Genomic DNA, 6423 nt, shown 5'->3' with positions numbered 1-6423 from the left:
CCAAGTTTAACCCAGTTAACTGTTTAAGCTAATTTTCTTGGTGCGAAACTTGAGTAACTTATGTATACCATTGGCGAACCTTTTCATCAGAAGGCAGCAATAATGTTAAAAATCCTAATAATGGTAAGAATGAAATACTGATCATCGTTGGTGTTAGTCCGACTATATCAATTAGAGAGCCGAGGGCCACAGATCCAATTGCGCCCATTCCGAATGCAAGCCCGACAATCAGCCCTGACATGGTCCCGATTTTTCCGGGAATAAGCTCCTGTGCGTATACGACCGTCACCGAAAAGCTAGTCATTAAGATAATTCCGATGAGTCCAAGCAATAGGATGGCACTGGTCGGTCCGATATAAGGCAGCAGTAACGCCAGTGGAGCGGCAGCTATTAGTGAAAAAAGAATGATATTTCTTTTACCGAATCGGTCTGCTAAAGGTCCACCTAAAAATGTCCCGACAGCACCCATTGCCAAAAAGGTGAAAATGTATGCCTGAGATTTTGCAATCGTAAGGCCGTAGCTGTCAATCGCATAAAAGGCATAAAAATTCGAAATAGCGGCTGCATACCAGGAACGGGCAAATACAATCAGTACAAGCACTATAAGCGCCCCTTTAATCGCATTGGAGACACTTTTGTTCGGCTTTGCGATACTGCGTGTCTTTTTCTTGCTTTCGAATGCTTTCATTTGTCCGGCATACCATCTTGCAATATAAGATAGAAACAGTACGGCTATAAAAGCGATTAATGTAAACCAGATTGCACCGAACTGTCCCAAAGGTACAAGAATCAGTGCGGTAATTACAGGTGCCAGTGCCTGTCCGGAGTTTCCGCCGACCTGATAGATGGATTGGGCAAGCCCTCTTCGGTTGCCTGCAGCTAGATATGCAACACGGGAACCCTCCGGATGAAAGATGGCTGACCCCATGCCAATGAAAAACACACTCAACAGGATTGTCCAGAAATCGGGAGCGAATGCTAAACCAAGCATTCCGAACATACTGCTGGTCAGTCCTATTGGCAAGGCATAGGGAATGGGATGTTTATCCGTATACATGCCGACAAGTGGCTGCATGACGGAGGAGACCATATTCAATGTAAAAGCGATTAATCCGAGCTGTGTAAATGTCAGGCCAAGCGATTTTTCAAGAATGGGAAACATCGCTGGAATGACTGCCTGCAGGGAATCGTTCAAAAGGTGACATGTTCCTATTATAAATAAAATAGAATATATTGTTTGGCTTTCGGGTTGGACAGCAGGTTTATTGCTGACTGCCTTTTCCATGAAGTTTCCTTCTTTCTATCTGGTCAGAATTTTTCAGGATGCATCATTCTATTAATGCTATTGTACATTTGGAGAGAGAAAAAGCAATGGTTCTTTTAAGGATAATTACTGCTGTCATTTATAACGTATATAACGGCAGGGAAGCCCCAAACTGGAAGTATCGCTTTATTTGCAGTAGTTTTATATAGTATGCTAGTATGAAAGCTTATTGAATAGAGTTAAAGAGGAGTTTACTATGAAAAGAAATACTTCACTGCCATTTACTGTTTCCAAGACGGAGAACTTCTTCGATCGCCTAGGTGATTATGTCGGAGATGTTTTTTACGATATTCTGCCTGAAAAAGGGTATGAGTTGCGCGATGAACAAATCTATATGGCCTTTCAGCTAGAACAGGCTTTTAAGAATAAAAGTACGATCTTTGCTGAAGCGGGTGTCGGGACGGGTAAGACGTTCGTTTATTTGTTGTATGCTATCTGCTACGCTCGATATAAAGGTAAACCGGCCATCATTTCCTGTGCGGACGAAACGCTGATTGAACAGCTTGTCAAAAAAGGCGGGGATATTGAGAAGCTGGAAGAGGCACTTGGTCTCACAATTGATGTTCGTCTGGCAAAAGCCAGGGAAAATTATGTGTGCATCAAAAAACTCGATCCATTGGCAAATAAGACAAATGATGAGGATATTTTAAAAGTCCATGATGAAATTCCGGATTTCGTTTTTGATACGAGTGCGGTTATGAAATCGTTTGAGCGTTATGGGGATCGAAAAGAGTATCCATGGGTGCCTGATGAAAAGTGGGAAGAAATTGCCTGGGATCCACTGCAGCAATGCTCTACCTGTGATTGGAGGCACCGGAGTGGACAAACCTTGAACAGGGAATACTACAGACATGCGAAGGATATTATTATTTGTTCCCATGATTTTTACATGGAGCATGTGTGGACGAAGGATTCACGTAAGCGTGAAGGACAAATGCCGTTGCTTCCGGAGGCAAGCTCGGTCGTATTTGATGAAGGGCATTTATTGGAATTTGCCGCACAAAAAGGGCTGACCTACCGCTTTAACTTCGAAAATCTGACGAATGTCCTTACGGGATATATGGGACAGGACGTACGTGAAGAGTCACTCCTCCTTGTTGAAGATATCCTGGCATTGAATGACGAATGGTTCGAACTGCTCGGGGACTCTGCCAAATCAGTAGAGGGATCCAATCGTCAGGAAGTCCCAAGATCTGAAGTAATGCTGGAAATGGCAGGAAGGTTAAATGAAATGGTCCAGCAGTTACTGGAACATTTAGTATTCGATTCCGAATTATTTACTATGGATGAATATCATACAAAGATCATCGAAGAATATTTAGAGTTTTTCTCGTACGGGTTAACGATTTTATTAAAAGACGATGAGGGAATCTATTGGCTGGAGGAAAATGAAACGACAACAAGTCTCGTGGTTATGCCTCGTCTCGTTGAAGATGTCTTGAAAAAAGAAGTATTCTCACAAGGGATTCCATTTGTATTCTCTTCCGCTACATTATCACAGCGCAGAGACTTTTCTTACGTGGCCAACAGCTTAGGAATTGAGAGTTATGATTCTTTTTCTGTTGAATCCCCATTTGATTACAGCGATCAGATGAAGATCAATGGTCATCTGATGTACGATTTTGAATCGAAGTTCGCAACGATTGGCAAACAAATTATTGATAATAATGGCCATACTTTGGTTCTCTTCTCCACAGCAGAAGAAATGAGCCAATTTAGAGAATGGTCGTCAGCACAAGAATGGCCAGTTGATATGTTCTATGAAGGAGATTTTGAAATCAGTGAAACCGTTCGGAGGTTCCAAAGGGATGGAACGTCGGTTTTATGTGCCCATCATTTATGGGAAGGCCTGGATATTCCAGGGGAAGCATTAACACAGGTAATCATTGCTTCTCTGCCATTTCCTCCAAAAGATCCGGTGTTCCAGGCAAAGCGCAATCACGCCACCGACCCGGTCAAGGAAGTGGATGCTCCATATATGCTGCTTCGGTTGCGTCAGGGAATTGGCCGTCTAATTAGAACGAGTGAGGACCGTGGAGGGATTCATATTTGGATGACTTCGGAAGAACGGAAGACCTATGAGAAGGACATTGATGACGTTCTGCCTGTAACAATGGAATGGGGTAGTTAGATATTTGAGAACTAGGCAGCTGCCTAAGCCTTTGGGCGATTGCCTTAGTTTCACTTATGCAAGTAAGAATGTTTACGTTTATACTCACTTACTTGCGACCGAAAGCACATGAGAGAAAAATGCTCATGTGCTTTTTTCACTATTGAAAGAGGCGAATTTAACAGATAGAATAAATTTAATACACTTCACCTATGCGAAACTCGGAATCGAAAAAGAAACAGGTGTCGAATTGAGTTTATTTAGAAATCGGTCGTTTATTTTTATCTGGGCTGGCAATACAGCCTCTGAACTTGGAGGGGCGTTTGGGACGTTCTGCAATTCCCTTCTCGTCTATAAATTGACAGGATCGACTTTGGCTCTTGGAAGTATGTGGCTCTTATACTTTCTGCCTTCGCTCGTAATGCAATTGTTCATTGGACCATATATAGATAAATGGAGCAGGAAGTGGATTATGATTGCTGCCCTGTGGAGCCGAGGATTGATTTTTTTAATTCCGCTTTCCGCATACTTGGCAGGCGCTTTAGTTCCATGGCATATTTATGCTGTTCAATTAATCATCGGTCTGATTACGCCTTTATATGTACCTGCCAACCACGCGATATTACCATCGATTGTTCCGAAAGATCAGCTGGGTACGGCAAACGCCTATGTGGATGCGACAGTAAGGTTAATGTCATTCATGGCACCTATTCTGGCGGGAATTGTCATTGAGTACATCGGTGTGAATATCACCCTGGTTTTTGTTTGCTTGCTGCTTACTGGAAGCGGGTTCTTACTTTTGTTTGTCCATGAGGAAAGAATTATAGACACGATTAGGAAAACATGGCTGGAGCAGTTTACTGAAGGGGTGCGTTACTTTTTCAGACAAAAGACGATTTTGTGGCTGGGGATTTTTCTGGCTTTTGTTCAGTTTGGCGTAGGGGTCACCATGGTTACAACCCTTCCATATATCATGGCTGAAATGAATGGAAGTTCCGCTACATATGGCTATTTTATGGCGGGTTTTCCATTAGGATATGTTATCGGGTCACTGCTTGTTGGACGGGTCAGGCTTGTTAGTCGCAGAACAGTTATGCTTGGAGCACTTGTTATCGGTGGGCTCACTTACATCAACCTTGGAATTACGCATTCCATCGTTTTTGCCATCGTGACAGAAACAATTGCTGGGATTGCGATGGCAATTTTTAATGTCCATAATACAACCATCAGCCAATTGACGATTCCTGACCGGTTGATGGGAAAGGTCTTTTCCGTTCGGTTATTAATCAGCAGAGGTATGATGCCGCTAGGTGTGTTGGTTGGAGGTTTACTCAGTGAAGTCTGGGGAGTTCGGCCACTATATCTTTTGATTGGTGCGATCATTTGTACCGTGTCAATGGCTGGCTTGCTGCTTCCGTATTTCCGGTTTATTGATGAGGGAGAAACGGAACGTAAAAACGGCGCAAAAATAAAACAACCAGGCTGAGTCAAGTCTGGTTGTTTCTCTCTAATCATTTTTCAATAAGCCAATAAAATGAGTCAGTATTTTTGCGGTCAATCCCCAAATGACTTTTTCGTCATATTGGTAAAACAGCTCTTCCATATGGCGAACCTGCCAATTATAGTCTTCCCCGCCAACAATCAGATGATATGGGAAATCATCTTCGGGCGAAACTTGAAAGTTAACTTTATATTTTTCCGGTTTTGTCTTTTGGAAGAAGGATAGTGGAACCGTAAAAACTTCTTCCACCTCTGCCTTATTTGGAGCTATCTTTTCTGGGTTTGCAATTCTTCCGACAAAAGGGTAAATGATCCTTCCCAGATCATTAACGACATAATCTAAAGGAATAACATCACTTATATCATCTGAAGAAAGACCCAATTCCTCCATGGTTTCCCTGACCGCACAATGTCTTGGATCGGGATCTTCCATATCAATTCTTCCTCCTGGAAAACAGATATCACCTGGCTGACTGCGCATCCGCATAGACCTGACTTCAAACAAAAGATGCGTTTCTCCTTTGACCTCGAGAAGAGGCACCAGAACAGCAGACTTTCTGAAATGTTCATGCCCCATGATCGATGGCATCCGATCCTGTAATTTCGCAATAATTTCCGATGCTTCCATTACTCCACCTCCAAAAACGATCCTACCTACATTCTATTATTCTTTTCGGTGCCTGTCACTTCCCGTAATTTGTCGAAATTTGTCGTTGTTCAAATTTCATTAATCAGGAAGTATAAGCTGACTGTTACGAGAGAGTATAAGTATAAGTATATGTGCGGTTTCAGGAAAGGTGGCACATAATATGAATTTTATAAGGAGGATTGCAATGGGCATTCTAAGTGGAAACCCAACAGACGAACCGATGCATTATGGTGAGGTTTTTGGTGTTTGGTCGTCAGTCATGGTAACGAAAGGGAAAATTGCTGGCTATCAGACAATGCGAAATCATGCAGGAGATGCAGATTTGGTGAATCTGATAGATGAAGCTATCCAGCAGGGAAAACAGGATGTTACCGAAATGGAAAAGCTTTTAAAAGACAACGGAGTAGGACTTCCGCCGACACCGCCGGATAGACCACAGGCTAATTTGGAAGATATTCCAGCAGGGGCTCGGTTTATGGATCAGGAGATTGCAGCAGCCCTTTCTGCAGATACAGCCGCCGGATTGGTTGCCTGCAGCGGAATGATGGGTGAGGCCATACGTGAGGATATAGCAATGATGTTCGGACAATTTCATACACAGAAAGCTACTTTCGGTGCTAAAGTTCTTCGCCTCAATAAGGAAAAAGGGTGGCTCGTTCCCCCACCGCTTCACCAGCATAACTCGGAAAACTGATTAAGATAGGGCAGACAATAGAGTCTGCTCTATTTTTTTGCAGTTATAATACCTACCTGCATATCGCAACTAAGGCTGTCATCGAAAGGCTTGGTGACAACCAAGTTTTCTCCTGTCGCTTGTAACGGGCAGTAAAACCTTGCTGA

5 protein-coding genes are annotated in these 6423 nt (G+C 43.0%); 3 read left to right on the top strand and 2 right to left on the bottom strand.

Going from position 1 to position 6423, the window contains the following annotated elements; all coding sequences use genetic code 11:
- Positions 1 to 58: 58 nt before the first annotated feature.
- Positions 59 to 1285 carry an MFS transporter gene (locus A4245_RS11620; RefSeq protein ID WP_067728060.1) on the bottom strand — a complete coding sequence of 409 codons (1227 nt, stop codon included), beginning with the start codon at positions 1283 to 1285 and terminating at the stop codon, positions 59 to 61.
- 235 nt (positions 1286 to 1520) lie between these two features.
- On the opposite strand from A4245_RS11620, the gene A4245_RS11615 reads away from it, so the two are divergent.
- Positions 1521 to 3455, top strand: a complete 1935-nt coding sequence (locus tag A4245_RS11615; RefSeq protein ID WP_067728058.1) for an ATP-dependent DNA helicase — start codon at positions 1521 to 1523, stop codon at positions 3453 to 3455.
- A 229-nt stretch (positions 3456 to 3684) separates the two neighbouring features.
- The gene (locus A4245_RS11610) at positions 3685 to 4920 is read left to right on the top strand and encodes an MFS transporter (protein ID WP_067728062.1); all 1236 of its coding nucleotides are present in this window, start codon (positions 3685 to 3687) and stop codon (positions 4918 to 4920) included.
- A 21-nt stretch (positions 4921 to 4941) separates the two neighbouring features.
- On the opposite strand, the gene A4245_RS11605 is transcribed toward A4245_RS11610, so the two are convergent.
- Positions 4942 to 5562 carry an NUDIX hydrolase gene (locus tag A4245_RS11605; protein ID WP_067728056.1) on the bottom strand — a complete coding sequence of 207 codons (621 nt, stop codon included), beginning with the start codon at positions 5560 to 5562 and terminating at the stop codon, positions 4942 to 4944.
- Positions 5563 to 5767: 205 nt separating this feature from the next.
- Between A4245_RS11605 and A4245_RS11600 the strand changes: the two genes are divergently transcribed.
- Positions 5768 to 6277, top strand: coding sequence for a DUF3231 family protein (locus tag A4245_RS11600; protein ID WP_067728054.1), 510 nt, complete (start codon positions 5768 to 5770; stop codon positions 6275 to 6277).
- Positions 6278 to 6423: the final 146 nt, after the last annotated feature.

This window comes from Oceanobacillus damuensis, from assembly GCF_001618145.1.
GTDB classification, from domain to species: Bacteria; Bacillota; Bacilli; order Bacillales; family Amphibacillaceae; genus Oceanobacillus; species Oceanobacillus damuensis.
This window is presented reverse-complemented; position numbering and strand designations above follow the sequence as displayed.

Excerpts from the sequence above, each read along its gene's own strand:
- A4245_RS11620 (WP_067728060.1), bottom strand. The coding sequence starts at position 1,285 with ATGGAAAAGGCAGTCAGCAATAAACCTGCTGTCCAACCCGAAAGCCAA.
- A4245_RS11615 (WP_067728058.1), top strand. The coding sequence starts at position 1,521 with ATGAAAAGAAATACTTCACTGCCATTTACTGTTTCCAAGACGGAGAAC.
- A4245_RS11605 (WP_067728056.1), bottom strand. The coding sequence starts at position 5,562 with ATGGAAGCATCGGAAATTATTGCGAAATTACAGGATCGGATGCCATCG.
- A4245_RS11600 (WP_067728054.1), top strand. The coding sequence starts at position 5,768 with ATGGGCATTCTAAGTGGAAACCCAACAGACGAACCGATGCATTATGGT.